The sequence below is a fragment of the Prevotella sp. HCN-7019 genome, from assembly GCF_037890215.1.
In the GTDB taxonomy this organism is placed as follows: domain Bacteria; phylum Bacteroidota; class Bacteroidia; order Bacteroidales; family Bacteroidaceae; genus Prevotella.
Genome location: NZ_JBBKBO010000005.1, coordinates 59,779 through 85,963, shown reverse-complemented (window position 1 = coordinate 85,963; position 26,185 = coordinate 59,779). Strand labels below are relative to the sequence as shown.

At 47.5% G+C, this 26,185-nt stretch carries 17 protein-coding genes and 2 tRNA genes; 9 read left to right on the top strand and 10 right to left on the bottom strand.

What is annotated here, in order from left to right; all coding sequences use genetic code 11:
* The first annotated feature begins 404 nt into the window (after positions 1-404).
* Entirely contained in the window at positions 405-3,794 is a 3,390-nt protein-coding gene (locus WKT13_RS08390; protein ID WP_340323546.1) for a GDSL-type esterase/lipase family protein, read from the top strand.
* A 335-nt stretch (positions 3,795-4,129) separates the two neighbouring features.
* A complete protein-coding gene (locus tag WKT13_RS08385) occupies positions 4,130-5,299 on the top strand; it encodes an OmpA family protein (protein WP_340323545.1) in 1,170 nt (389 codons plus the stop codon).
* A 408-nt stretch (positions 5,300-5,707) separates the two neighbouring features.
* On the opposite strand, the gene WKT13_RS08380 is transcribed toward WKT13_RS08385, so the two are convergent.
* Positions 5,708-7,375, bottom strand: coding sequence for a glycoside hydrolase family 10 protein (locus WKT13_RS08380; RefSeq protein WP_340323544.1), 1,668 nt, complete (start codon positions 7,373-7,375; stop codon positions 5,708-5,710).
* 248 nt (positions 7,376-7,623) lie between these two features.
* Between WKT13_RS08380 and WKT13_RS08375 the strand changes: the two genes are divergently transcribed.
* The 7 genes from WKT13_RS08375 to WKT13_RS08345 all read left to right on the top strand — a co-directional run bounded on the left by WKT13_RS08375 (position 7,624) and on the right by WKT13_RS08345 (position 11,133).
* A complete protein-coding gene (locus tag WKT13_RS08375; protein WP_340323543.1) occupies positions 7,624-8,121 on the top strand; it encodes an outer membrane beta-barrel protein in 498 nt (165 codons plus the stop codon).
* A 2-nt stretch (positions 8,122-8,123) separates the two neighbouring features.
* Complete coding sequence (gene recR, locus WKT13_RS08370; RefSeq protein ID WP_298618434.1) at positions 8,124-8,738, top strand: recombination mediator RecR; 615 nt, start codon at positions 8,124-8,126, stop codon at positions 8,736-8,738.
* Positions 8,735-9,157: a hypothetical protein gene (locus tag WKT13_RS08365; protein WP_340323542.1), complete on the top strand. Its 423-nt coding sequence runs from the start codon at positions 8,735-8,737 to the stop codon at positions 9,155-9,157. Before recR ends, WKT13_RS08365 begins: the two co-directional genes overlap by 4 nt.
* A 14-nt stretch (positions 9,158-9,171) precedes the next feature.
* Positions 9,172-10,362: a glycosyltransferase family 2 protein gene (locus tag WKT13_RS08360; RefSeq protein WP_298618432.1), complete on the top strand. Its 1,191-nt coding sequence runs from the start codon at positions 9,172-9,174 to the stop codon at positions 10,360-10,362.
* Positions 10,359-10,883 (top strand): GNAT family N-acetyltransferase, encoded by a 525-nt coding sequence (locus tag WKT13_RS08355; protein ID WP_298618431.1) that lies wholly within the window; start codon positions 10,359-10,361, stop codon positions 10,881-10,883. Before WKT13_RS08360 ends, WKT13_RS08355 begins: the two co-directional genes overlap by 4 nt.
* Before the next feature lie 74 nt (positions 10,884-10,957).
* Positions 10,958-11,031: transfer RNA gene (locus WKT13_RS08350), tRNA-Asp, on the top strand.
* Positions 11,032-11,059: 28 nt separating this feature from the next.
* Positions 11,060-11,133 (top strand) — tRNA-Asp (locus tag WKT13_RS08345).
* A 1,120-nt stretch (positions 11,134-12,253) separates the two neighbouring features.
* On the opposite strand, the gene WKT13_RS08340 is transcribed toward WKT13_RS08345, so the two are convergent.
* The 9 genes from WKT13_RS08340 to tgt form a co-directional block, all read right to left on the bottom strand.
* On the bottom strand, positions 12,254-14,215 hold the full coding sequence (locus WKT13_RS08340; RefSeq protein ID WP_340323541.1) for a leucine-rich repeat protein: 1,962 nt from the start codon (positions 14,213-14,215) through the stop codon (positions 12,254-12,256).
* A 15-nt stretch (positions 14,216-14,230) separates the two neighbouring features.
* Positions 14,231-15,343: a hypothetical protein gene (locus tag WKT13_RS08335; RefSeq protein WP_340323540.1), complete on the bottom strand. Its 1,113-nt coding sequence runs from the start codon at positions 15,341-15,343 to the stop codon at positions 14,231-14,233.
* Entirely contained in the window at positions 15,274-16,170 is an 897-nt protein-coding gene (locus WKT13_RS08330) for a hypothetical protein (RefSeq protein WP_340323539.1), read from the bottom strand. The genes WKT13_RS08335 and WKT13_RS08330 overlap by 70 nt, the downstream gene beginning before the upstream one ends.
* A gap of 230 nt (positions 16,171-16,400) precedes the next feature.
* On the bottom strand, positions 16,401-18,329 hold the full coding sequence (locus WKT13_RS08325) for a leucine-rich repeat protein (protein ID WP_340323538.1): 1,929 nt from the start codon (positions 18,327-18,329) through the stop codon (positions 16,401-16,403).
* 307 nt (positions 18,330-18,636) lie between these two features.
* Positions 18,637-19,971: an NADP-specific glutamate dehydrogenase gene (locus WKT13_RS08320; RefSeq protein ID WP_298617984.1), complete on the bottom strand. Its 1,335-nt coding sequence runs from the start codon at positions 19,969-19,971 to the stop codon at positions 18,637-18,639.
* A 224-nt stretch (positions 19,972-20,195) separates the two neighbouring features.
* Positions 20,196-21,284 carry an acyltransferase gene (locus tag WKT13_RS08315; RefSeq protein WP_340323537.1) on the bottom strand — a complete coding sequence of 363 codons (1,089 nt, stop codon included), beginning with the start codon at positions 21,282-21,284 and terminating at the stop codon, positions 20,196-20,198.
* Positions 21,285-22,102: 818 nt separating this feature from the next.
* Positions 22,103-23,782, bottom strand: coding sequence for a DEAD/DEAH box helicase (locus tag WKT13_RS08310; RefSeq protein WP_340323536.1), 1,680 nt, complete (start codon positions 23,780-23,782; stop codon positions 22,103-22,105).
* Positions 23,783-23,792: 10 nt separating this feature from the next.
* A complete protein-coding gene (locus WKT13_RS08305; protein WP_298618063.1) occupies positions 23,793-24,935 on the bottom strand; it encodes an LptF/LptG family permease in 1,143 nt (380 codons plus the stop codon).
* Positions 24,936-25,031: 96 nt separating this feature from the next.
* The gene (gene tgt, locus WKT13_RS08300; protein WP_340323535.1) at positions 25,032-26,159 is read right to left on the bottom strand and encodes a tRNA guanosine(34) transglycosylase Tgt; all 1,128 of its coding nucleotides are present in this window, start codon (positions 26,157-26,159) and stop codon (positions 25,032-25,034) included.
* Positions 26,160-26,185: the final 26 nt, after the last annotated feature.

Sequence of the window (26,185 nt, the reverse complement as noted above, 5' to 3'; positions counted from 1 at the left end):
GTCAAGAAAATTCGTAAGTCGGTCGCCCGGGTTTTCTTTAAAAACACTGATATTAGGCGTTAGAAAATACATGGAAAGCACGTGCCTCTATTCCGGTGGTGATTTGTCGGTTGTGGTAACGCGGATTCATCACCACATGAGGAACGTGCCTGCTTCGGTTCATACCATCCACGTGATGTCACAAAATTTTACAGAATACTCTGTTACTTCATGCATAAAACTCTCATCATTGAATATCCGATGAGCTGTTGTGTCGGCTGTATATGCCTGTGATTGTGCTATATATACCCTGCATAAACAGAAAATAAAGGCGATAATCACAATTTTATGTTGTCATAATGACAAAAAAATAATATCTTTGTAGGAACTTAATACTATCACAATAACCAAAAAACCTGCTATACATGCGTAAAACACAACTTATTTTCGGGGCATTGATGATGCTCTCGTACCTTAATCCTGTCTGTGCGCAGACAACAACCCAAACGATGTACATTGATTTCGGAGAGCCGGATAACGATTCGCGCGGTCATCAGACAATAGGCGCGGACGCCAACGGACATTACTGGACTAATGTGAAAAGTTCGGGCAACAATTATCTTTATCCCAACACTTCGTTCGACATTGTCAACTCGAATAACGAGCCGACCGGATACAATGTCTTCATAAACACGCGCTTTATGACCAACGGACTGAACGGCGGAGGCGGTCTTATATCGCCGTCGGCCGGTCTGCTTGGCGACCTTGCTGTTGCTACAGCGACTGAGGATTACATATTCCTCGAGTCGTTCCAGAACTATAATTACATAACGTTCCGCGGTCTTGACAAGAACAAGGGCTACCGTTTCCACGCTTTCGGAAGCCGCAATACAGACGAAGTGCGCGCGGCGGAATATCTGTTCCGTGGTGAGAACAGTTGGAGCGGATATCACCAGATGTCCGGCGACGGCATAGGTGACGGCGGTTACAACGGCAACAACAATAAGATATTGGAGAGTGGAGTGGTGTTCCCCGATAAGGACGGAAACATAACCTTCACCATCATAAAGAAAAACATCAACGGCATGGTGCATGTCAACGCCATGAAGATAGAGGAAATAGAAGGGCTGGAACGTCCTAACACTAATCTCCGTCTGGCGCAAAGCATGTATATAGACCTTGGTGAGACTGAGAACAACTCGCGCGGACACCAGACCGTGGGAGCCGACCGGAACGGCAACTATTGGAATAACCTCACTTCGGGAAGGGCATCGAGCAACCAGATACCGAAGGGAACGAAACTCAGTCTTGTCAACTCCGACAATGCCGGAACAGGCATAACGGCCGAGACTCTGCAGATGATGGAGACAAACGGAGTGGATGCCGGAGGCGTGAACAATCCTACGGAGGAAAACCTCGGCGACCTTGCCATACAGACAGCTACCGAGGACTACGTGTGGGTGAACGACGACAACCAGCGTCAGATACGCTTCTCCGGACTAGACAAGAGCCGTTGCTACAAGTTCTATATATTCGGCAGCCGCATCGTTGACGAGACGACAGACCGCAACAGCATCTATACTGTAGACGGACAAAGCTCGTGGAGCACATGGCTCACCACAACAGGACGGACCATCGGAGGCTTCGACACCAACGGAAAGGCCATACAGGGCAATGTGAGAAATGTGGCCGTGAGCGATTACATCTATCCCGACAAGGACGGAAACATACTCTTCACGTTCAAGCGGGAGAGAGGTATGGCTCATGTAAATATAATAAAGATAGAAGAATATGAGGGCGGAGAACGTCCGGCTGATCCGCGTGAATACAGGTCGATGGTCATTACGGGAACAGCTTCCGAAGACGGCAAGGATGTGGCCATGCGTGAGTTGCGTCAGGGAAGCGGCCGCACAGGAATATTCGAGGCATATCTGCGTCTGCAGCCGGGCACATACAGCATAAGCGCTGTCGATGTGAACGGTGAGAGAGTGACGCTCGGTGCAGGTGGTGCCGAAGGCAGTCTGGCAGAAGACGGAACACCTGTGGAAGTGACAGAGACACAGGTCGTACGCATGAGATACGACTCTCGTAAGAACGAGTTCAGCGTTACGCCGCTCGTACTTTATGTCAAAGGCAATATTGTTCCAGCAGGCACAACTATAGAATATGCCGGCAACGGCGTATGGAGCCAGGAAGTGGATCTGAATGAAGGCTACGTTTATCTTTTCTCCGACAAGTATTTCTATTTTGCATTCAACAACAGTGATGAACTGGCAGTCAAGCGTCTTTCGGGCAGCCGCACCAAAGTGGCTATGCCGTCGGAGGGATACAACGTGGAGAACATACGCCTAAACCGTGGCACATACACCGTATCGCTCGACATGAACAATTATGAGTTCGCTCTCGATGCGCCGATCGACGAGTACAAGATATCGGTCTTCGGTTCGTCCGTAGCCAACGGACAGGGAGCGAGCGGCAATCATGGTTACGCCTATCTGTACGGAAACCTGATGCGTAAACGCTATCAGACTAAACTGACCGACAATGATTTCGACATCTCCGGCATATCAATAGGCGGAAACACCACGAAGAACCTGCTCGACCGTTATGACGAACTTATCCACGACTTCGGCCGTTATGTCATCATCGGACTCTCCATGGGAAATGAAGGCATACACGAAGCTACAGACAAAGAGGCGCTCATGCAGCAGTTCAGCAACAACATGCAGACTATAATAAATAAGGTGCGCAGCGACGGAAAGATACCTGTTGTTATGAACAACTATACGCGTGGCGACTATACTCTGGAAGACTACAAGTACATAAAACGCATGAATCTCATGATACATGAGTGGGATGTTCCTTCTGTCAATACGCTCGGAGCCATTGACGACGGTACCGGCAAGTGGGCCACAGGCTACATGGCTGACAACGGTCACCCTACAACCGACGGCCACAACGAGTTCTTCTACGCCATGCAGCCATCGCTGTTCGATGCTCTTAAGGACGGAAAACCACAGCCGGTGCGCGATATGAGCGGTGAGACAACACTTGCGGGTGGCGACGTAATAGAGTTCCGTGGCGAGAACATTCTGCATCCTTTCACCGTGAGCATCCGTTTCAAGGGTGGCAGTGCCGGCCGTCTCTTCACCGTGGAGAATACAGCCGGAAGCATCATTGGATATATTGACATCATGGACGACGGCCGCGTGAGATATACATCATATAAAGGCAATAAGATAGAAAGCGATGTGTCTGTTGACGACGACGCATGGCACACCGTGACGATATCCCATTACTATGCTCAGAAGCGCATCATACTCTATGTGGACGACAGTCAGTCGGGCGAGCTTGCCGAACGTCTAACTCCTGGCAAGATGACCATTGGCGACGCCTCAAGCGACGTAAGCCGTACGCTGAGCGAACTGTTCTTCTGGCGTTCGGCGTTCAATCCGGAGGAAGTGGAAGCACTTGTAAGCGGACGCATGCTTAAGTCGAGTCTTGAGATTTACTCACCGCTCAACAATGTGGAGGCCGGTGAAATATTCAATCTGGCACAAAGCAAGAACGCCGCAGTGTTTGTGGACAATACGTCATTGGGCATCGGAGGTGCGAGTTCTGACAACAACGGAGCACTCAGCATCAGTACGTCAGACCGCACTATAGTCCTTGCTGCAGCATCACCGGTGGATGTACGTGTGGCCACAGCTGACGGCAAGAACGTGTTTTCGGGCAGAGTGAATGGTCGCACCAATGTTTCCGGACTCGCACCGGGGATGTATATTGTGAACGACATGAAGGTGGTGCTCCGCTGATTTCCTCCGTACGGTGGCGGCAGACAGTACGTTCCGTACACGGCGGATGATATATTAGATATAAAGATAAATGTCCCCGGCAGTCATAAGTATTGCCGGGGACATTTGTGTTATTCTCTTTTCCTTCCCGGCTTTCTGCACAATGTGCGCCTATTTCTCTCTACTCCCTTTACATACAGTGTGTAGTACGTTCTGCCATTTATATTATTTTTTGAATTAAAATGTATTTTTATAGCATTTATATTTGGAGTGTATTCATTATTTTCGTTTCTTTGTGATGTAAAGACTTTTTACAGATAGTATTTATTTGTATATTAATTTAAATTATTACAGAGATGAAAAGATTTGGTTTATTGGCAGCGATTATTGCAATGGCAATGTCGGTTTCTGCCCAGACAGTAACAGAAAGCAAGACATTCGACAACTTCTATATCGGCGTTAACGGTGGTGTTGCAACAGCAACAAAGGGACATGGATGGCTCAAGAACCTCCAGCCTAATGCAGGTATCCGCATCGGCCGCAACTTCACTCCGGTATTCGGAATGGCTGTCGAGAGCAATGCTTACTTCAAGAACACCAACGGTTATACAACAGGAACCGTAGTAAATGCGCTCAACACATCGCTCCTCGGAACAGTGAACCTCACAAACTGGTTCGGTGGATACAAGGGCGAACCGCGCCTCTTTGAGGTTTCGGCAGTTTACGGCCTTGGCTGGGGACACGTGTTCGGCACACCTACGAAGGAATACAAGACCGACATGCTCACATCTAAAGTGGGTGTTGACCTTGCCTTCAACTTCGGTTCGGACAAGCAGTGGCAGTTCTATCTCGAGCCGGCCATCATCTATGCGCTCAACGGTAACGGCTATCAGGGCGTGAAATATGATGTCAATCGTTCGGCAGTACAGCTCAATGCCGGTATTGTATATAAGTTCAAGAATTCCAACGGAACTCACAACTTCAAGATTGCCGAGCTGCGCGACCAGTCTGAGATCGACGCTCTCAATGCACAGGTGAACAGTCTGCGTGGCGAGCTTAGCGGCAAGGATTCTGAGCTGGATGCTAAGAATGCAGAACTGGATGCTAAGAATCGCAGAATTGCTGACCTCGAGAAAGCTCTGCAGGAGTGCAAGGACAGCAAGCAGCCTGTATACGTAAGACCTGTAACGGCTACCAATCTGCAGCCTACAGTGCTTTTCCGTCAGGGCAAGAGCGTCATTGATCCAGCACAGTACGCACCGATAGAGCTCATCGCAACCTACATGAAGAATCATCCGGAAGCAAAGGTTGAAATCAAGGGTTACGCTTCACCGGAAGGCTCTGCAGAGATCAATCAGAAGCTGTCTGAAGCTCGTGCAGAGGCTGTGAAGAACGCTCTCGTTAAGAAGTATAAGATCTCGGCAAACCGCCTCACCACAAAGGGTATGGGCGCTACCGACAAGCTGTTCGAGCAGGTAGAGTTCAACCGCGTGGCAACATTCAACGACAACACCAAGGGTGAGTGATTGTTGATGTGAATAATGACATTCCCCGGTGCCTCAGGCATCGGGGATTTTTGTTTCTATGAGGCTGCGGCAGTTTACGATGACGGTAGAGTGGATGTGTTATATGACGTACACGGCGGACGCGTATGGAGGTATGGGAGATGTGAATATGTATTCTCCGTAATTCAGGACAGGATTTTCCGTATTCTTGTAAGGAATGTGTGACGTTCTTGTTTTTTGCGAATGTCTGACAGACAGCCGTTTGGTTCAATCTCTCAAAACTCGCTTGTTTGTGGTCGTATAGCATTTTGTATGGGTAGAGACGGTTCCCGTTGAGTTGAGGATGTATAAATATTCAAGCGGCGACGGGCGCTCTGCATATTTACGCAAGGCGCCCGTCGTAGAAAAACAGAGTCACGTAACCGGTCTTCAGTGCGTGGTGATGTGGCGTCGGATGATGAAATGGCCCAGTCGATGGCTCACTCCTTTGCGGCCGAGTGAGCGTAGCACGTACATTCCTTCTGGCAGACGGCTCACGTCGGTAGTGCTGCCTTTGTATGGACGTGTGGCCACGATGTGGCCTTGGAGTGTCTCAATGGTAATGAATGATGCGTCGAGCACATTACTCTTTTCGGGTAAACGGAGAGTCTTTCCGTCACACTTTAGCAGTCCGTCGGGCAGTTTCGTTGCCGGCGCTGTGTTCTGTACGTGTTTCTCCTGCAGCGGTTTACTTTCGTTGCCATAGCGGTCGAGTGCTGTCACCGCGTAGTAGCGTGAAGGATCGCGTGGTATGATGATGCTTGTCTTCTGCAGTCTAGCCATCATCAGATTGCATGCTTCGTCGGTATTGACCGGATATTCGCGCGAACAATATACGTTGTACATTATCTTCGTAGTGTCTTTGTCCACCGGTCTCCACGACAGTATCTCCACGTCTCCGGAGTGCTTTTTGCGGCTTAGGGCAGACGGTGTTGCAGGAATGGTTGTGCTCTCCCATGTCATTGGTGGTATGAGGGCAGGGTGGCGGTTGAATGTCTCTTTGGCGAAGTCGTAGATGCCTTTCACGTTGTCAGTGAAGAATTTGCTGCGGAAGTAGGCATGTCCCATACCATAATGGCGCAGGGTGAGCATCTCGCGTGTGATATCTGAGAGCGGCCAGTCCTTCTCACCGGGTGACATGAAGTAGATGCCCAGTCCGGGTGCCACGATGCGTCCGTAGCTCTGTTCGCTCCAGTCGAGGGCAAAAGGATAGAACTGGTTGCCGCGGAAATACATCATGGGGAAGAGCGCATCCATAAGTCCGTCGCGCAGCCATGCCTGTGCGTCCTGGCATACACGTTCGTAGGCGTTCCATCCATAGCTGCTGAAGCGGCTCAGATCCTTGTATTTCCCAATCGGTGAACAGCTCATTTTTACCCACGGTTTTATCGATTTCACTCTGTGGCTTATAGCTCTCACAATGTTTGTGATGTTGGCACGTCCCTGTCTGCGCGACACTTTCATTGGCCATGTTTCGTGATAGCGTATGTAGTCGAGGTGTATTCCGTCCACATCGTAGTTGCCTGTTATTTCGGCGCAGAGGTCAGCCAGATATTCGGCGGTCTGTGGTTTTTCCGGATCCATATAGCCTTCGGCACCTATCTTCTTTACGAGTCCGGGGTGGCGTTTGCGCAGCCTTGCGCATCCGGTGGCATTCCATTTGCCTACGGGAATGGCCACAACCCATGCGTGGAGCTCCATGCCACGGCGATGGCATTCGTCTATGGCGAACTTCAGCGCGTCGTAGCCGGGACTTTTGCCTGGCTTGCCCGACAGACATCCGTCCCACGGTTCGTATTCTGAGGGATAAATGGTTGTGGCTCTGATGCGTGTCTGCAGCAGTACTGTGTTGATATTGGCACGCTGCAGGCGGTCGAGAATGGTGCGCAACTCGTCCTTCTGCCGTTCTATGGAATAGTTGGAACTGGCATAGCTGTGAGGCCAGTCTATGCCTCCGATTGTTGTGAGCCATACGGCTCTTACTTCGTATTTTGGTTGTGCGGCGAGCGTGAGAGCTGCCGTAAGTATTGTCAACAGAAAGGTGATTCGTCTGATCATCTGGTGCGGATATTAAACATATAAAGCGTTGTTGCAGCAGTCGCATGCCCGTGTGGCGGCGTCTGTGCATGATGTTTTAAATATCGAACAAAGATAATGATATTTTTCGGTTTCTCAAATATATTGTGTATTTTTGCAGCGTAATGGCGTCTTTCCGCAGAAGGGTGTTTCTGTCGGAAGTCGCGTATGGTTTGCCTTACACCTTGTGGGTATTCCTCATGTTTATTAATAATGTTATTTTTATTATTATGAGAAAGAAAGTGATTGCGATGATTGCGGCTCTTTTCATGGCCGTGACGGCAAATGCTCAGTTCGAGCAGGGTAAAGTTTATCTCGGTGGTTCGCTCACCGGACTCAACCTCAAATATTCAGGTATCGACGATCTGAGCCTCGGATTGCAGGCACAGGCAGGATATATGTTTGACGACAACCTGATGTTGCTCGGACAGGTGGCTTATGACCATAAGGGAGGAGACCTGAAGGAGAACCTCGTCAGCCTTGGTGTGGGCGGCCGTTACTATATAGAACAGAACGGAATATATCTCGGTGTGAACTGCAAGTACATACATGGCGAACACGGTTACAATGATGTTATGCCTGGTGTAGAAGTGGGTTATTCGTTCTTCCTGAGCCGTACGGTGACAGTTGAGCCTGCCATCTATTATGACCAGTCATTTAAAAAGCACAGCGATTTCTCCACAATCGGTCTGAAGATAGGCTTGGGCGTATATCTTTTCACAGACTGATAATGGACAGCTCTTACCCGTCTCAGCTTCTTGACAAGGCTGTGGGAGAACTGGCAAAGCTGCCGGGCGTAGGACGAAAGACAGCCCTGCGGCTTGCCTTGTATATGCTTAGACAGACCGAGGAGGATGTTGACAAACTGGCCTCGTCGCTTTCGGAGCTGAGACATGACATAAAATATTGCCGTATTTGCCACAACATCAGCGATGAGGACGTGTGTCCGATATGTTCGGACAAGCGTCGCGATTCGTCCACAGTGTGTGTGGTGGAGAACATACGCGACGTGATGGCGGTGGAGAATACCCAGCAGTATGGCGGCCTCTATCATGTGCTCGGTGGTATAATATCGCCGATGGACGGCATAGGACCTGCTGATTTGGAGATAGATTCGCTTGTGGAACGCGTGAAGGCAGGCGGAGTGAAGGAAGTTATTCTGGCCCTCAGTTCAACTATGGAGGGCGATACCACCAACTTCTATATATCCCGCAAACTTGCCGGCGAGAATGTGAGAGTTAGTGTTATTGCACGCGGCATTTCCGTGGGTGATGAACTTGAATATACGGATGAGGTGACACTCGGAAGGGCAATCCTCAACCGCACAGTAGTAAACGAAAAATGAAACATACGCAAAGACTTCTGATGACCATTTTTCTCACGGCAATTGCCCTGGGACTTGTCATAGTGACACTCTTTGAGAGTGATGTGCTGCCTTGCGGCATAATGACATCAGAAGACAAAAGCACGGAGTTTGTGGCGGCATTCGTAATGGAACTGCTCACCATATGCATCATACCGGTGGCCATGCGTCTCTTCCGTTTCAAACGCATCGGCGACAGACTGATATCGGCCGAGGCATTGAAGGTATGGGGAATGACGCGGCTTCTCATGCTGTGTGTGCCGATGATTGTCAACACAGTGCTTTATTATGTGTTTATGAATGTAGCTTTCGGATATATGGGCATAATTCTTTTCCTGTGCCTGTTTTTTGTCATGCCGACCATGGATCGTTGCCTGTCGGAGATAAAAGAGGAAGCATAAAATAGTTTGATGTATTGAAACTGTCTGTAATAATAGTCAATTACAACGTAAAGTTTTATCTCGAACAGTGCCTGCATTCACTCCAAAGGGCGACAAAAGGCATCGAATGCGAGATTTATGTTGTGGACAATCATTCGCGTGACGGTTCGGTGGATTATCTGTCATGCCGTTTCCCGAAGATCAAGATGATAAGCAGCAACCGAAATCTCGGTTTTGCGCGTGCCAACAATCTGGCCATCAGACGCAGTTTCGGAGAATATGTGCTGCTGCTCAATCCTGATACTATAGTTGGCGAACACACCATTGCGGACGTTATTGACTTCATGCAGGAACATCCGCAGGCCGGTGCAGTTGGTGTGAGAATGTCGCAGTGCAATGGTGCTGACGCAATGGAGTCAAGACGCGGTGTACCCACACCGATGACGGCTTTCTACAAGATGTCGGGTCTTTGTGCGCGTTTTCCGAAAAGCAAACGCTTTGCCCATTATTACATGAGCTATCTGCCGTGGGACCAGCCTGGGCGCATCGAAGTTGTGAGCGGCGCTTTCTGTATGCTCAGACGATCAGCCATAGACAAGGTGGGTTTGCTCGATGAGGACTTCTTCATGTACGGTGAGGACATAGACTTGTCGTTCAGACTTATAAAAGGAGGATTCGAAAACTGGTATGTTCCTTCGCGCATACTGCATTACAAGGGAGAGAGCACACAGAAGTCATCCTTCCGTTATGTACATGTGTTCTATGGAGCGATGCTGATATTCCTGAGCAAGCATTACGGCAATATGGGATTGTTGCTGAGTCTGCCGGTGAAGTTCGCCATATACGCGAAGGCTCTGGTGGAGCTTGGACGCATGCAGATTCGCCGTCTTAGGAAAAGTCTCGGCTTTTTCGTTGTCAGCAACAGGAAGGATCCGTCGTATGTGTTTGTCGGTTCGCGCAAGGCTATTGCACAATGCCGAAATATCGCACGCAGGAAAGGTCTTGAGGCAGTGTTCTATGAGCGCAATGCGGAAGACAATCCGGAGGGACATCTCGGACTGGAATTGCCGAAGAACAACATCGTATATGTAGTATATGACGTTGAGGCTTATTCGTATGATGACATTCTGAACATATTTGCAAAGGGTGTGGCCGACAATGTGTATATAGGAACATACAACAGCCGGACCCGCATAATAATAACTCCTGAAGAAATATTCAAATGAACATCGTGAATGGCGGAATGCCGTCTGTCAGGCTGAGAGCCATTGAGCCTGAGGACCTCGACACTCTGTATCTGATGGAAAACGATGCGGAGATATGGAATGTAGGTACCACCAATGTGCCTTATTCGAGATATGTGCTGCATGATTATGTGGCAAATGTTTCAGGAGACATATATACTGACAAGCAGGTGAGACTGATGATAGACGACGAAAACGGCGAAACTGTCGGTATGGTGGATCTTGTCAATTTCAATCCTCAGCACAGAAGGGCAGAGCTTAGCATTGTGGTGAAAAAAGAAAAACGCCGGTGCGGATATGCCATGGCGACTGTAATGCAGATTAGGAAATATGCACTTGAAATACTGCATCTGCACCAGATATATGTGGTGGTGGACAAAGAAAATGCTGCATCAGTGGCGCTATTTACAAAGATGGGATTTTCTGTGCAATGCGAGTTGTCTGACTGGTTGTTTGACGGCAAAAACTATAAAAATTCATTGGTAATGCAAAGTTTTTTGTAAAAAGTTTCATTATTATTTGGTGAATTGAAATTTTATATGTAATTTTGCACTCGCAAAAAACAAATGACAGCCTTGGTGCGTTAGTTCAGTTGGTTAGAATACATGCCTGTCACGCATGGGGTCACGGGTTCGAGTCCCGTACGCACCGCAGCATCATTTGAAAGCACTTACTTATTGGTGCGTTAGTTCAGTTGGTTAGAATACATGCCTGTCACGCATGGGGTCACGGGTTCGAGTCCCGTACGCACCGCTTGAACAAATAAGTAAAACATAGAAAACTCCGAAAGTCATTCAGGCTTTCGGAGTTTCTTTTTATATCTGCATTCCCGTAAATATGTGTGAGCCTTATACTGTTATATAATAACATAATGTCTTTTTGGTGTTATAGCCATTAAGCCGGCTAAGCAGAAATTCTGTGGGAATTGGCTCCAATAATAAAAAATACGGTCCCAATTCCGATTCAGCGTTGTTTCATCCTGTTGGAAGTAAAATCATCCGAGCCATTCCACTGTCTTTAAATCCGACGTTTTTTTTGTCTGAGTTTTCTGATCTACCCCAAAAAATAAGCGAGTATTTGCAGGCGGACTCTCCCTCGGGCGCAAATACGCGAAAAATAAGGACTATGCGCAAGGTACTGGACATCAAAGACTTACGTTTAAGAGCGAATTTTTCGTCATGCAATAAGCGCTGTTTTATCATGCGATATAGCCCATTTCAGGGGCTGAAATGCACCATATCACATGGTAAAATGGGCGATACCAGAGGCTGAAACGGGCATGATCAGAACGTAAGGTGCACCATCCGGTACTCTCAGATAAGATATATCAAATGGCAGTACGGTCGGAATAAGCCTTTCTAATGCTGATTTTAATATTATTTTACATCTCTTTTGCGATTTTCTTTTGTCAAAAAAAAGTCAAGAAAATCCGCTGATCCGTCGTCTGAGTTTTCTATAAAAACACCGACACGAGACGTGAAGAAGAACACGGTAAGTATGCGCTGGTCTTGAGATTATGACACGTAGGCTGTGGCAACACGGACTTATCATCACGTTATGAAATGCGCTGCCGCGGTTTATACCATCTTCTTTGTCTGGAAGTTTTGCGGTATCCCACATTACTTTATGCATAAAACTTATCCCAATGGAATTTCTATCGAGCCACAAAACCGGCTTTTTACACACTCTCCTTGTGCTTGCAGAATTATATGGTATTTGTAGTTCATGCTGCGGAGAAATGAAATATATGACATGTTTGCAGCGGTTTCATGTGAATAAAAGTGATGTTGTCACAAAAGAAAAAGCCGTCTGCATGTAGCTATGTAAGACATAACAGTATGCAGAACGGCTTCTTTTGTGTATGTTCATCGGCTCACGGCTTCTGCCAGAACCACGATTCGTCGTAAGTTTCGTTGCCAATCTGTGCGTCTGAGCCCACGGGTTTCAGCGTAAAATAATTGCTGCTGTTGCCGTTTTCCACGTTATAACCGTTGTTCAGATATGTGCTCAAGTAGTACAGGTTTTTCGCCATGTATTCGTCGAGATAATCTTCTTTGGTCTGCATGATTTTATGATTCCAGTTCGCATCTTTGTTCAGCACGAGCGTCTTTCCTTCTATCAGACGCTGTCTTACCTCTCCGGGATGCAGCAGGAGTCCGTTCTCGTCGCAGACGTATGCGGCAAACGTCGGATCCATCCATATCCATTTTCCGAGTGTTCGGCTCCATACCATCACTATCACATGGCAGTCGTTGTCGTGTCTGTAGTCCTTTGACTCACAGGTGAGGAAGCGTGCCGGCCATCCCATAGCCATATACATCTCAGACAGGACAATGGCAAGTCCGCGGCAGTTCAGTCCACGGTTCTGCGCCTTGCAGGCGTTGTAAAGGTCGATGGCGTTGCGTTTGGTTTTCTGTGGAAATCCTCCCGAGCCGTCGTGCACTATCTGGTCGTGTAGCCAGTACATGATGTTCTTTATCTGTGAAATCTCGTCTCCGTTGCCGGCTATCTTATCAAGATTGAAGAAATTCCTTATTTTCTTCATCTCCTCATCATCGGGCGAGGCATAAGTGAACTTCTGCGTGTTTGTCGTATCGGGCGCTGCGTATGGCCCGCAGTGCTTCAATACGTACAGATAATCTTTGGTCTTGCGCAGTTCCTCGATCAGTTTCTTGAATCCTTCTTCGTTTCTTATGTTGTCGAGGTCATTGTCCTGCAATATCCATTTATAGTCGCTGTAGCCGCTGTTTATGGCTTTCTCAAGGGCCTTTACGGCTTTCTCCTTCTCTCCTATACGTGAATACATGCACGTGAGGTTATACAATGCAAATTTTGTTCCGAACATATCAGAATATTGCGGCAGGCTGGTCAGTCTGTCGAGCTTGGCGCATGTCTTCATTAATTCGGGAATATGGCTTAACGGTTCCTTATATTCAATGAAGTCTTTGTTGTCAGAATTGAATATATTTCCCTTGACTGTGCACTTCGTTATCAGCGGACAACCGGTCACCTTACCGAATCCCATTGACACACAATCGCCCGAGAAGACAATTTCTTTCAGGTTCGGACAGTTCTCGGCAATGTCTGGTCCGCCCGTGCTTATTATGAAGTCTTCAAACTTCAATGTCTCCAACGACGGCATGTCGTAGCACATCCATCCGTCGGCGTGGCCGAGAACGCCGCGTATGGTTATCTCCTTGACATTATCTATCTGCGTGAACGCACGTGAGGCAATATATCCGATGTTGTTTATTACAATCTTCTTCAGTTTGCTGCAACCGACAAAACATTTATAATTTATTTCTTTTGTGTAGGACGGAAACGTGATTTTCGACAGATTGCGACAAGACTGAAACGCCCCATCTTCCAGTATGATGTCCTCCGGTAGGGTTATTTCCTTTAGGGCGGATTGCATGAAAGCCATTTTCCCGATGCTTTTTATGCCTTTAGGGAGTTTTATTTTCTCGATGCGGCATTTGCTGAACATGTATTCAGGAAATGTTGTTTCATATATATAAGAACTATCCCCGTTCTCTGTGTATGTTTTCTTGTCGGCCACAATAGTCACATCAGTCATGTCGATATGTTTCAGTTGGCCTTTGGTGTAGTTCTCATTCTTGTCGCATCCCGCCATATCGCGCAGCATAATCAGGTCTTCCGCGTTCAGGTTGCCACCAATTTTCAGGTCGGTTATTTCGTATTTCTCACTGTCTGATATCTGTGTTTTCAATGTTCCCGGTGTCTTTACTATTACATCTTTTCTGCTTGCTGCAATGCCGGAAACCTGTAACAACAGTATGACAAGCAGAAGAATGCTTTTGTGGTTGCTGTTCATAAGCATTTAAGTTTGTTATTTATGATTATGTTTTTCTATGTAGTCTTTCAATGTCGCACATAAATCCATGGGAAGCAGAAACTCAAAGGTATCCGGTTTATGGCTTTCCAGTCTTTGCAGTTCTCTGATAAGCCGTTCGTAACCTTCGGTGCCTCCATAGCTTGCTGCTATAAGATAGACATTGTGGAATACGGGTCTTTCGTTGTCAGGAGATATTTTTATCAGGTCATTAAAGACGTCTCCTTCATTCCAACAGTGTGCTCCCTGTAATACACATACAATGCCTTCTCCATTGTTTCCTCTTTCGTATCGTTCCTTATTATTGTTGAATCCGTCGAAAACACCTTGCAGTCCACAGGTTTTCATATACTCTCCGAATCTCTCTTTATTGGTTGTATTCCATAGACAGACTGTGTGAAATCCGGCAGTAGTAAGCCAATTGTTGTTTAATTCAAGCCATTTCTTAAAGTTGTTTTCATTATATTTATCACCATATATGAACTGAAAACCGGAGGGACCGGCCAGCAATTCATCGTTCGGTGTAAGATTCTTGTAGAAGAATTCCAACAGTTTTGGGTTCAGTTCCTGTAAGGATGATGCCATTGTATAGCCTACCGGAACCATTCCCCGGCCCTTGGCATGTTTAAACATGTTATACATCTGGTTTGCTTCAAATTGAATGTTGTCACCGTCACTCCATATCAGACTTACATAAATTTTGCCGGGATGGGCTTCTATCGCCTTGCCTTTGCGCTGCTGGAATGACTTGTTCGGGAATGAGCACCATAAGCTTCCGTTGGCATAATAGTCGCTTACCATGAATCCTACATTATAAGGATTGGTAGCATTATTCAGTCCGTCTCCGTCGTTATCCGTTCCATATCCCATTGTAGAAGAGCCCGGCCGATAATCCATTTTCTCACATATTCTTTTTATCATGTCAGATTCTTCCGGTATTGAACTGTTCAGGAAAAATACAAAACCCTTTGAAGCTGCCGCATAATCGTATATTTTCCATGGACCGGATAGGTAATCGCTTCTCAATCCTGCCGAAAAACTCAGATACTTATGGCAACCTTCTGCCAGATTGTTATAGCCCATTGATATGCCTCCAGTTTGTTTTCCCATTTGTCGGTTATGTCTTCGCAGGCCAGATTTAAATGTAATTCGTTGTTCAGAAAATCCTTTATTTCTGCGGTTACCGGTAGAGCTCTTTGTTGGGCGCATATCATCTGGGCGAGACACCAGGTCCATTCTTTCTGCGGATCCCATAATACGAATTTCGTGAACTTGTCCTTGTTGTCTTTTATTAAGGTTCCTAAGCCGGAATATTCAGACTTGCTGAATTCATCCTTTAATAGATGCCAGCTCTTTCCTTCCTGTCCATAGACGTCCTCAAACTGTGTCTGATGATGATCTTCAAATACAAGATAGACTCCGGCTTTCTTCTGATTGAGGATTCCCTGTGCGACGCATGCCGTTATTTTTCCGTAACTGTTATCTGCTCTTAAATCGTACACAGAGATTTTTTCTATAGGAAGATTTTTGTTTTTAAAGAACAATCCTTTCTGGGGAGTCAGCTTGGATTCATACGATTTTAAGTGTGGTAGTATCTGTCCTATTTTAAAGTTGTTGTTATTATTTGCCTTTTCTCCGTCGTAATAGGGGTGAGCATCTGTACTGTTATCAGCAGTTACGGCACATTCTGTTTTTCTCTTTTCAATGTAAGAGTTGTTGTTCTCATGCTTTGTATTGCGCAAACCTGTTGTTTGGACATACGAGGTCTTTTCGCATAATCCGTCATCAGGAATTCCTGTTTTATTGTTTCCATAAACAACAGTTATGCATTCTTCGTCCATAGGTGTAAATAACGGCTTGTCAGAAGATGCTGCCGTGTGCGACAACAATGCCATCGTGCAAGCCATGAATAACGCTGTTGTAGATATGTATTTCATTTTCTTTTAGGTTTTCGGTATAATATTTCTGTGCATATCACATAATGTAAGACCGTATTTTTATTGTCACCATATATCCAGAATACAATTCTGATATGATGTTTTCAGCTGTTGGGCAAACTGTATAATCACTTTCATCACTCATATATGGCGTTGCTTTTATGTGATATTGTTCTTATCAATTTATATTTATCGTATGTTTTGTTCATTGTTTGTACGCATTCTCTGATTCAAGGTTCCTGCCAGAACCATTCTTCATCGCATGTTGCAGTGCCTATTTTTGCGTTGAAGCCTTCCGGCTGCAGCGTGTAGTATGTGCTTTTGCCTTCCGATTCAACGTTCGGATAGCTGTCGATGTAGGCGCTCAGAAGGTAAAGATTCTTTGCCATGTATTCATAAAGATAGTTCTTCTCTGTGAATATGAGTTTGTGATTCCAGTTGGCGTTATCGCTAAGGACGAGCTTTTTGCCTTCTATCATATGTTGTCTTATCTCTCCGGGATGCAGCATCAGACCGTTCTCATCGCATACATACGCGTCGTATGTCGGATCCATCATAATCCATTTACCAAGTGCGCGACTCCACACAACTACAACAACATGACATTCGTTGTCGTTGGTGCCCACCGACTGACAGGTGATGAAGCGTGCCGGCCAGCCCATGGCAAGATAGAGTTCGGTCAGAACAATTGAAAGGCCGCGCGAGTTGAGTCCGCATTTCCTTGCTTTACATGCTTTGTAGAGGTCTATGGCGTTGCGGCTGGCGTTAGGTGGGAAACCTCCGGAACCGTCATGTCTTATCTGATCGTGCAGCCATTTCATGATGTTTTTCATCTTCGAAATCTCATCACCGTTGCCTGCAATGTGTTCAAGATTGAAGAAATCCTTTATTTCCTTTACCTTCGGATCGGCAGTGGAAGCATAAGTGAAGCGTTCTGTGTTGCTTGTGTCATGAGCATCGTAAGGTTTCGAGTCTTTCAGTATTTTTATAAAATCCATGTCACTTTCTAGAATCTTGCCGGCAAGTCTGGGCTGTTTCTGTTCCTTTTCTGGTTCTTTATAATTATAATTCGCAGCAAGTTCGGCATATTGTGTGGCTTTCTGGTTCTCTCCGATGTCTGTCAGAATGATAACCATGTCGTATATTGTGTTCTTCACACCGAAGATGTTAGAGTATTCCTTTTTGGCTATGAGTTCCTCAAATGTGCGACATGCATCTTCCATCTGTTTGCTGAAAGTCACAGGTTCTTCATATTCTATGAAGTTCTTATCACCGGATTTGATGACATATCCTGTCACTGTGCATTTCTTCATGAGTGGACATTCCTTTACGCTTCCGTATCCCATTGGCATGCATGTGCCTGAGAATACTATCTCACTCAGCTGTGGACAGTTCTCCGCAATGATGGAACTGCCTGTGTTGAGGATGAAGCCTTCGAATCGTATGGACTTAAGACTTGGCAGATCGCGGCACATCCATCCGTCAACGTGGCCTATAACTCCTTTTATGGTTATGTCGGTGAGGTTTTCCATGTTCTTGAATGCTCGTGAACCCAGCAGTCCGATGTTGTTTATGGTGATGGATTTCATGCTGGTACATCCTTCAAAACATTCCGACCACATCTCCTTAGTGAATACCGGGAAGCGGACTTCCGACAGCTGTTTGCTTCCCTGGAAGGCATAGTTATGTATGATAATGTTTTCTGGCAGTGTGATTGATTTAAGAGCAGTGTTGCGGAATGCCCCGGAGCCGATGGCTCTGATGCTTTGCGGTAGCACTATTTCCTCGATGTTGCAGTTGCTGAACATGTATGCCGGCAGGGTATAAGTGTCGGTTATAGTGCTGTTTTTATTGCCTTCAATAAATCGTGTGTTGTCTTTTATAAACGTCACTTCGCTCATATCGATGCTTCTCAGCCTGCCCTTTGTCCGGTTTTCATTAACATCGCATCCTGCCATGTCGCGCAGCAGTATTATGTCTTCGGAGTTAATCGTACCAATTATTTTCAGTTCGCTTATATTGTATTTTTCACTGCTTTTTATTGTTGTATTCAACGTGCCGGGAGTTTTTACTGTCACGTTGCGTCCGTTTGCCGTAATGCATACGGAAAGCAATGCTATAATTATTAATACCGGCAGGGTGTTGTTATGATCGTTCATAGGTGTGCGTTTATAATTAATTAATGTGGAAGTTCTGTTTATTTAATAACATTCTCATCTAAAAATTAGACGCGCAAGACCTCCGATTATAAACCGTCTTTAACTTTAGTTAACTAACAAATGGTTTATAACTGCGATATTTCAATAAAAACAGGTGAAGATGAGAAAGACACGTACGACATACGTGCCGGTGAATACGGAAGATGCGAATACCGGCAATCCGTTGTATTACAAAAAAATATAGTACAACCGGCATGCCGGATTGTACTATATTTCCTTGTTTCGAATTTATGAATTAATGCAAAAATCAGACTATTCCCTGTGCCATCATGGCTTTGGCTACCTTCAGGAATCCTGCAACGTTGGCACCCTTCACATAGTTGATGTATCCGTCGGGCTCTGTGCCGTACTTCACGCAGTTTGCGTGGATGTCGTTCATTATCTCGTGCAGTTTCTTGTCCACCTCTTCGCTGCTCCAGCGCAGACGCTCGGAGTTCTGTGTCATTTCCAGTCCTGATACAGCCACACCGCCGGCGTTTGCAGCCTTTCCCGGTGAGTAGAGTATCTTTGCGTCCTGGAATACCTTGATAGCTTCCGGAGTGGATGGCATGTTTGCACCCTCGCTCACGGCGAATACACCGTTTGCCACGAGTGCCTTGGCAGCCTCTTCGTTGATTTCGTTCTGTGTTGCGGAAGGCAGTGCGATGTCGGCTTTCTCAAACCACGGCTTAGCGCCGGCCACATACTTCACGCCGTATTTCTCTGCATACTCGCTTATACGTCCGCGTTCTATGTTCTTCAGCTCCTTCACGTAAGCCAGCTTCTCCTCGTCGATGCCGTCCGGATCGTAGATGTAACCGTCTGAGTCGGACAGTGTAACAGGTTTTGCTCCGAGCTGTATGAGTTTCTCAACTGTATATTGTGCCACATTTCCCGCACCACTCACGAGCACGGTTTTGCCTTTGAGGTCGATGTTGCGGGTCTTGAGCATGTTCTCAAGGAAATATACGTTGCCGTATCCGGTAGCTTCAGGACGTATGAGCGAACCGCCGAACTCCAGGCCCTTTCCTGTGAGAATGCCGCAGAACTGATGTGTCAGTTTCTTGTATTGTCCGAACATGTAGCCCACTTCGCGGCCGCCCACGCCGATGTCGCCGGCCGGAACGTCCTCGTCAGGACCGATGTGACGGTAAAGCTCGTTCATGAAAGCCTGGCAGAAGCGCATTACTTCAGCGTTGCTCTTACCGCGCGGCGAGAAGTCAGAACCACCCTTTGCACCACCCATAGGCAGGGTTGTGAGCGAGTTCTTGAATGTCTGCTCGAATGCGAGGAATTTCAGAATGCTCAGGTTGACAGATGCGTGGAAGCGCAGACCTCCCTTGTACGGGCCGATGACGTTGTTGTGCTGAACGCGGTATCCCATGTTTGTCTGTACGTTGCCTTTGTCGTCAACCCATGTCACACGGAATTCAACAAGTCGGTCGGGGATGCACAGACGTTCGATGAGGTTTGCTTTCTCAAACTCAGGATGTTTGTTATACTCTTCTTCGATTGTGCCTAACACCTGGCTTACAGCCTGTATGTATTCAGGCTCATTCGGAAATCTTCTCTTCAGATTTTCTACAACTTCTGTGGCTCTCATTTCTTTACTGTTAGTTATAAATTTATTATGTTACCTGAAAAACCATAGCCCTGTCATCCAAGGCGGATGTGTGAGGAGCCCCATGAAAGGGGCTCCTTTTATCTTCCTTTCAAATTTTTCGGTTGCAAAGATACATGTTTTATTTTGAAAAACAAACAAAAAGACACTTTTTTATAGAAAAAATGGCAAAAAGATAACTTAATACCAGTTTGTCTGACTTGTGTCTATCCAATAAACCACTTGCTGCCCGGGATGAGCGATATGAGTTTTGTGGTGATGTAGCAGCTGATGAATGTGCATACGGCGATGCATGGTATGGCGGCTACTGTGGGCAGTGCGAGAGTGGATTTGAATATTCCGGCCCACATGCCCAGCCAGAAGATGTGCATGAGATACATGCCGTAGCTCAGTTTTGAAAGGTCGGTTATCATCTTCGGTGCTTTCTTTGTCTCGATGCATGTGAACATGAGGAAGGCACCGGCGGTGAGCATAACGCAGTTGAGTGTGCAGAATGCCCAACCTATCTCAAGCACAGGAGTGGAGTGGGTGATGCCCGGAACAGCCTGCACGTAGAACGACCATATGGTTATGGCGGCACCTATAATCATGAGCACCAGGCCGCTGCCGAAGCGTGTCTTACGGCTCCATGTGAGGTGGACGCGTATGTAGTGTGCAAGAACAAGATAGCCCAGATAGCCTGAGAAGTACCAGAGCATGTGGTACTGGTTCCAGAAACACTGTCCCCATACCTCGCCGCACCAGCGGTTGAGGAACGGAATGCATGTGGAGATGAGGAAAAGCACGATGAAGAAACGCTCTTCCTTGGCTGTGGCTTTGCTGAGCCACGGCGATATGAACGGAATGAACAGATAGAGGCTGAAAAGCGGATACATGAACCACAGATGGCCTGCAAGTGTCGGGAAATTGAGCAGTATGCGCGACAGGTCCTTGATGGATGTGGCTTCGTCAATCTGTCCCCAGAGCAGCGGAAGCGTGCTGTAGAGAATCATGAAGACGAAGAACGGCGGCAGGATGCGCAGACTGCGCTTGCGGTAGAACTGCCATGTGGTCTGTCCTTCCTTCATCGGAGCGAGCAGGAAGGCTGATACTATCATGAACAGAGGCACCGACATGCGTGAGAATCCGTCGTAGACGCTCACCCAAAGGCGGTCGGCCTCATTGGCCAGGAACGACTGCGGACCTACCATGTCGGTGGATCCGACAGCACCATAAAAGTTCTCACTTGCGTGTACGAGCATGACAAGGAAACATGCGAACACGCGTACATAATCCAGAAAGACAATGCGTTTCATCTTTTTGTGTGTTATTTTTTAGTTAGTAAAATGATTTATGCTTCGTTCGATTGCCCGTTCCTGCGGGCGCATGCAAAGTTAATGCTTTTATGTCGGATATTCAAACGAAGGACGTTATAATTGATGTTGAATGTGTGGCCGATGCTTTCAATGTGTCATCGAGCATGGTTGTTTGCGGTCATTCGGTATTTGGAAGAATATGTGCATGAACAGATTTCAATTGTTAAAAAAGCGAGCGGCAGACGCGTCATAATTCGTCTGTAGCCGTGCGGACGTGTTCTTGGTTGCAAATACGCGAAAAATGAAGGGTTATGTATCTTTCTGACAATCAGTGGTTTACGTTTTTGGATGCACGGAAGGTGTTTTTTTGCTCTGCAATATGGGCTTCATTGTATTGTAAAACGGTCTGTTTCAGGTGATGAAACAGACTGTTTGGGAGTGCGATATAGACTATTTCACGTGCCGAAACGGTGATTATTGTGGAACGGTTATGAAAAAGCATGATTGCAGCCCGGTTTTCGTCGTTTTGATAAAGTGCTTTTTGAGATGTGTGCTTTCACAGAATGTCAGTAAATCACGTGTTAAAATCGGGAATACGAAAGTGTAAATAATGTTAACAGAAATAGATTTGGCACGTATGTTTTGGACTCGTGCTGTCTGTGCGATGTGGCGTCTCGGTTATGCCGGTGGCGTGGCATAACGGTTGAGGGATAAGGTGTGCGAGAAAACAAAAATGCAATTCAGAACCTGCCTGCCGGCTTGCGGCTTTGAGTGTGTGGCGGGTTTTGAATTGCATTTATTTGTCGTATGTCAGGCTTTTATTTCTTCAGTCCAAGCCATTTCAGCGGCTTGCTGATTATGGATTTCAGCTTGCTTTCTGTCTTTTTGGGTGCAGGAGCTGCGTTCTGACGCTTGCCTTCGTTCTGCTGACGGGTGGTCTGCGTGTGGCGTGCCTGAGGCTTCTGCGGACGACGCTTCTGACGTCTGCGCTGCTCTTTGTTGCCGGTTGAGGCGCTGCTGTCGGTTGGTGCAGAGACTGTGGCTGTTGTCTCCTGTGGTGCGGCGGGCTGTCCGGCGTTCTGTTTGTCGGCATTTGTGCGTCTTGGCTTTCTGCGTCTGCTGCGCGATTGTGTCTTTTCTGCAGCATTTTCGGCACTTGTTTCCGGTTTGGCTCCTTCGTTGTTCTCGTTGCGGTTGTTACGTCTGTTGCGGTTGCCGCGTCCGTTGCGGTTCTCCTTCTTCTCCTGGCTGTCGCCTTCGGACTGTTTCTTTCTGCCTTCACCGCCGCGGTTGTCGCGTCTGCCGTCACGGTTGCCTCGTCCTCTGCCGTTGCGTTTTTCTGGCAGTTTGTATTCTGGTCCCTTGCCGAGTTCGGCCGGAAGCTCAACTTTCTCAATTTCCTTTTCAAGCAGTTTTTCTATCTGTTTGAAGTAGGCTATGTCGGCTTCGTTGATAAAGGTGATGGCAACACCGTCGCGGTCGGCACGCGCCGTACGTCCTATGCGGTGGACATAGTCCTCGGCGTCGCGCGGTACGTCGAAGTTTATAACCATTGTTATGTCGTCGATGTCTATGCCGCGTGCCACGATGTCGGTGGCTACGAGAACATCAGTCTGTCCGCTCTTGAACTTATACATTATTTCGTCGCGCTGTGCCTGTTCCAGGTCGGAGTGCATCTCGCCGCAGTTGATGTTCATCTTTTGCAGTGCGCGGTTGATGAGTTTCACTTTCTGTTTCTTGCCGGAGAATATTATGACGCGCTTTAGGTCGCCTTGTTTGAAGATGTCTTTGATAATACCCATCTTCTGGTCCTCATAGCATACGTATGCGCTTTGCTTTATCTTCTCGGCCGGTTTACTCACTGCAATTTTTATCTCTACAGGATTCTTGAGCAGTGTTTTTGCAAGTTCCTCTATCTTTTCGGGCATTGTGGCCGAGAACATTATGGTCTGGCATGTTGGCGGCAGGTGCTTGGCTATCTTCTTTATGTCCTCCGAGAAACCCATGTCGAGCATTCTGTCGGCCTCGTCGAGCACGAAGAACGACACCTTGCTGAAGTCGGCGTTGCCCATGGTGAGGTGGCTGAGGAGGCGTCCCGGTGTGGCTATGATGACGTCGGCGCCCATGCTGAGGCTTCTCAGTTCCTGTTCGTAGCGGTTGCCGTCGTTGCCGCCGTATATGGCGAGGCTGCTGATGCCGTTGAGATAGTAGCCGAATCCCTGCATGGCCTGGTCTATCTGCTGTGCCAACTCGCGTGTCGGGCTCATGATGACACAGTTTATGGTATCCTTGGGATAGCCTCCGTCGTCGAGCTTGCTGAGTATTGGCAGCAGATATGCGGCAGTCTTTCCCGTGCCGGTCTGTGCCACTCCAAGCACGTCGTTGCCCTTGAGTATCTCCGGTATACACTGTTCCTGTACCGGGGTGCACGTCTCGAAGTGCATGTCATATAGCGCATCGAGTACGTTGTCGTTTAAGTCTAATTCGTCGAAATACATGTCTGTTGTTTTAGTTTGGAGCTTTGCGGTAGCAGAAATAAGCCACTACGGCAAAGATGATGTTAGGAATCCACGCCGCCAGTATGGGCGGAGTGTTGGCGTTGATGGCGAACGTCGACGAAACGGTCTGGAGCATGATGTAAGTGAAACTAAGCGCCAGTCCGAAGCCAAGATAAAGTCCCATTCCGCCTTTTCGTTTGCGCGACGACAATGACACGCCGATGGTGGTGAGGATGAACGACGCAAATGACGATGCTATTCGTTTGTGGTATTCCACCTGATACTGCACCACATTGCCGCTTCCGCGGTCGATCTGTTTGGAGATGTAGTCTTTCAGCTCAGAGCTGGTGAACGTCTCCTGCTGGCCTTTTGAATATACGAGGTCGGTCGGCTCCATCTGTATCAGCGTGTCTTTTTTCGCGCCCTGGGTGATGTGCTCGCGTAGTCCGCGCAGCTCTCTTATCTTCCAGTTGGTGGCCGTCCAGTGGTATTTGGAGTCGGAGATTGTGTCGTACTGCACTTCCATGGCCGTCATATGGCTCACGAGCTTCTTGTTCTCAAATTTGTCGAGAGAGAATCCGTAGCCTTTCTTCATGTTGTTGTCGTAATGCTGTATGTAAACAATGACTCCTTTGCCCACTTGCAGCATCACGTTTTCGGCCGATGTGTTCTTCTTCTTGTTCTTGTATATCGTCTCGAAGTTCTGGCGTATCACAGTGCCGTGGGGTATGACTTCGGCGCTGAGATAAAAGGATAGCGAGGATATGAGAACGCACGAAATCATGTAGGGACGCATGAGTCGCTTGAACGACACGCCCGATGCAAGTATAGATATGATTTCGGAGTTGCCGGCCAGCTTGGTGGTGAAGAAGATGACGGCAATGAATACGAACAGCGGACTGAACAGGTTGGCGAAATAGGGCACGAAGTTTGCGTAGTAGTCGAACACTATTGCCTTGAGCGGAGCGTGATACTGCGTGAACTTGGCAAGGTTCTCATTTATGTCGAAAATGATAGAGATCGATATGATGAGAACTATTGAATAGATGTATGTGCCGATGAATTTCTTGATAATGTACCAGTCGAGGCGTTTGATGTAGCGCGACGGACTGATTACGGCAAGAAATCTCAGCCAGTGTTTTAAACGCCGCATTGCATCGGCAAGCCACGCAAGATGTCTTGCCGTATGTCTTGCCCTTACCAGAAGCCTGCGGTGTTGTCTTTTCATTCCTGTTGCCATACTGTCGTGTTAGATTCTTCGGCCGAGGTTATCGATGACACTGCGCTTCCATGCCACGAAGTCGCCCTGCATGATGTGCTGGCGTGCGTCGGTCACGAGACGTAGGAAGAAAGCCAGATTATGGATGCTTGCTATCTGCATGGCAAGCAGTTCCTGTGCCTTGAAAAGATGGTGCAGATAGGCTTTGGAGTGTATACGGTCTATGTCGCATCCGTCCGGATCGATGGGTGAGAAGTCGTTCTCCCACTTTTTGTTGCGCATGTTCATCGTACCGTTGTAGGTGAAGAGCATTGCGTTTCGGCCGTTGCGTGTCGGCATGACACAGTCGAACATATCGACGCCGCGTTCGATGGCTTCGAGTATGTTCTGCGGTGTACCTACGCCCATGAGATAGCGCGGCTTGTCCTTTGGCAGTATCTCATTAACCACTTCTATCATCTCGTACATCACTTCGGTTGGTTCGCCTACAGCCAGTCCGCCTATGGCGTTGCCGTCGGCATTCTTGTCGGCCACGTATTTTGCGGCGTCACGGCGCAGATCCTTGTATTTGCAGCCTTGTACGATGGGGAAGAGGCTCTGATTGTGGCCGTATAGCGGTTCTGTCTCATTGAAACGTTTGATACAGCGGTCGAGCCAGCGCTGTGTCAGTGCGAGACTTTTCTTTGCATACTGGTAGTCGCTCTCGCCCGGCGGACATTCGTCGAATGCCATCATAATGTCGGCGCCGATGATGCGCTCGGTGTCCATCACATTCTCAGGAGTGAATATGTGTTTGGAACCGTCGATGTGTGAGCGGAACTCACAACCTTCCTCGCGCAGCTTTCTGATGCCTGTGAGCGAGAATACCTGAAAACCGCCGGAATCGGTAAGTATGGGGCGGTCCCAGGTGTTGAACTTATGTAGTCCGCCGGCTGCGCGCAGTGTCTCAAGTCCAGGACGGAGATATAGATGGTAGGTGTTGCCCAGAATTATCTGTGCTTTCACCTGTTCGCGCAGTTCGGAGAAGTGTACACCCTTCACTGTACCGCATGTTCCCACCGGCATGAAGATGGGCGTCATTATTTGTCCGTGATCGGTTGTTATGATGCCGCAGCGTGCGTCAGACGCGTTGTCTGTGTGTTGCAGTTCGAATGTCATTCTTTGTCGTTTTTCCTCTTTTTCTG